This is a genomic window from Streptomyces sp. CO7 (assembly GCF_053474865.1).
The window spans coordinates 76,815-78,701 of record NZ_JBRIOU010000006.1 but is presented as its reverse complement, the minus strand read 5'-3'; the positions used below and the strand labels follow the sequence as shown (position 1 = coordinate 78,701).

The following is a 1,887-nucleotide window of genomic DNA, read 5'->3' as shown; positions in this document are numbered from 1 at the left end:
GTGGGCGAGCCGGAGACCCTGCGGTGGCCGGAGACCTGAAGGTGGCCAGGGACCTGAAGGTGGCCGGCGACCTCGCGGGCCAGGTGGTGCTGCGTGTCCCGCACCCCGGCGCCCCCGTCGGCGAGGTCGGCTACTGGACCGCCGCGTGGGCCCGCGGCCGTCGCGTGGCTCCGCGCGCCCTCGAGGCGCTCACCGGCTGGGCGTTCGACTCCTTCGACGGGCTGACCGCCCTGGAGCTCACCCACCAGGAGTCCAACCACGCCTCCTGCCGGGTCGCCGGACGCTGCGGCTACGCCCTCGGCCGCGTCCTGCCGCCCTGGCCACCGCGGTTCCCCGACCCCGGCCACGTCCACGTCCGTCAGCGCGACGGCTGACCCGCCCGGCCGGCACGCGACAGTTCGAGACACCCTGCCCCCGACCGGAACGGAGCACCGGCATGCCCTTCTTCAAGACCTCCGACGACCTCGAGATCCACTACCAGCTCTGGGGGGCGGAGTCCGACCTGCCGCCGATCGTCCTGCACCACGGCTTCATCGCCGACTCCGACATCGAGTGGGTCGCCCCCGGCGTCGTACGGCTCCTCAACGAGACGGGCCGCCGGGTCCTGGCCCTCGACGCCCGCGGCCACGGCCGCAGCGCCAAGCCCCACGACCCGGCGCGCTACGGCGAGGCCCGCATGTCCGAGGACCTGCGCGAGCTGCTGGACCATCTCGGGGAGAGTGCCTACGACCTCGTCGGCTACTCGATGGGCGCCGTGGTCAGCCTGCTGACGGCCGCACAGGACCGCCGGGTCCGGCGCCTGGTGATCGGGGGCGTGGGAGCCGCCGTGGTCGAACTCGGGGGAGTGGACAGCCGCGTGATCGGCGGCGACGTCCTGGTGGACGCCCTGACCGTCGACGACCCGGCGACCGTGAAGGACCCGGCCGCCGCCGCATTCCGGGCCTTCGTCGACGCCGTCGGCGGCGACCGGCTCGCCCTGGCCGCGCACGCCCGGGCGATCCACCAGCGGCCGATACCCCTGGCCGAGGTCACCGCCCCCACCCTGCTGCTGGCGGGCGACGAGGACCCGCTCGCCGCCCGGCCCGAGGTGCTCGCCGACGCCCTCCCCGAAGCCACCCTGCGGATGCTGCGCGGCGACCACCTCGGCGCCCTTCGCGACCCGGCCTTCGTGGCCGAACTGTCGGCGTTCCTCGACGCCCGCTGACCTCCGCGGCCGCGCGGCACGCGACGGGCCCTCGGCCCGGCTCGGCCCGCGCGGCCCCACCGGGCTACCGGTCCGTGGGCGCCGTCGGGCTATCGGTCCGTGCCGTGCCGCCGGGCTGCCGGTTCGTGCCGCCCCCATCGGGCTACCGCTCCGCGCCGCCGGGCTGCCGGTTCGTGCCGCCCCACCGGGCTACCGCTCCGCCGCCGGCGGCCAGGCCGTACCCGCCGCCAGGCCGAGCGTCGTGTGCCGGCGGGGGAGTACGGGGGCCGGCGCAGGGGCGCGGCACCCGCCGGCGCGAGCGTGGCCCGGTCAGGACGCGTCGCCCGCGGGCGCGACCGCGACCCGCGTCGCGTCGCCCGAGGGCCCACCACCGCACCCGGCGGCTACGCCCCCGTGTCGCCCCCGGCCGCCCGCAGCTGCTCCAGGACCAGCGGATCGATCGCCCCGTCGACCAGCCGCTCCTCGAGGTTGGCGATGCCCGCCCACTCCGACAGCGCCACCTCCAGCTCCACCCCGCGGTGTCCCAGCGCGTCCAGCCGCCCGGCCACCTCCTCCGCCAGCTCACCGGTGAGCGGCAGCAGGGTCCGCGGGTCCGGCCGGCCGAAGTAGAGGTCGTGGAGCTCCAGCAGCCGGCCCAGCTCCGCCGACGGATCGGCGTGGTCGTCGACCCGCAGGTCCACCAG

At 77.1% G+C, this 1,887-nt stretch carries 3 protein-coding genes; 2 read left to right on the top strand and 1 reads right to left on the bottom strand.

The window, feature by feature from the left end; all coding sequences use genetic code 11:
• A partial coding sequence (locus ACOV8S_RS21710; protein WP_448319576.1) for a GNAT family N-acetyltransferase occupies window positions 1-374 on the top strand: 374 nt, incomplete at its 5' end.
• A gap of 62 nt (window positions 375-436) precedes the next feature.
• The gene (locus tag ACOV8S_RS21705; RefSeq protein ID WP_448319575.1) at window positions 437-1,204 is read left to right on the top strand and encodes an alpha/beta fold hydrolase; all 768 of its coding nucleotides are present in this window, start codon (window positions 437-439) and stop codon (window positions 1,202-1,204) included.
• A 383-nt stretch (window positions 1,205-1,587) separates the two neighbouring features.
• On the opposite strand, the gene ACOV8S_RS21700 is transcribed toward ACOV8S_RS21705, so the two are convergent.
• The coding region (locus ACOV8S_RS21700; RefSeq protein WP_448319574.1) for a putative peptidoglycan binding domain-containing protein at window positions 1,588-1,887 on the bottom strand (300 nt) is incomplete at its 5' end.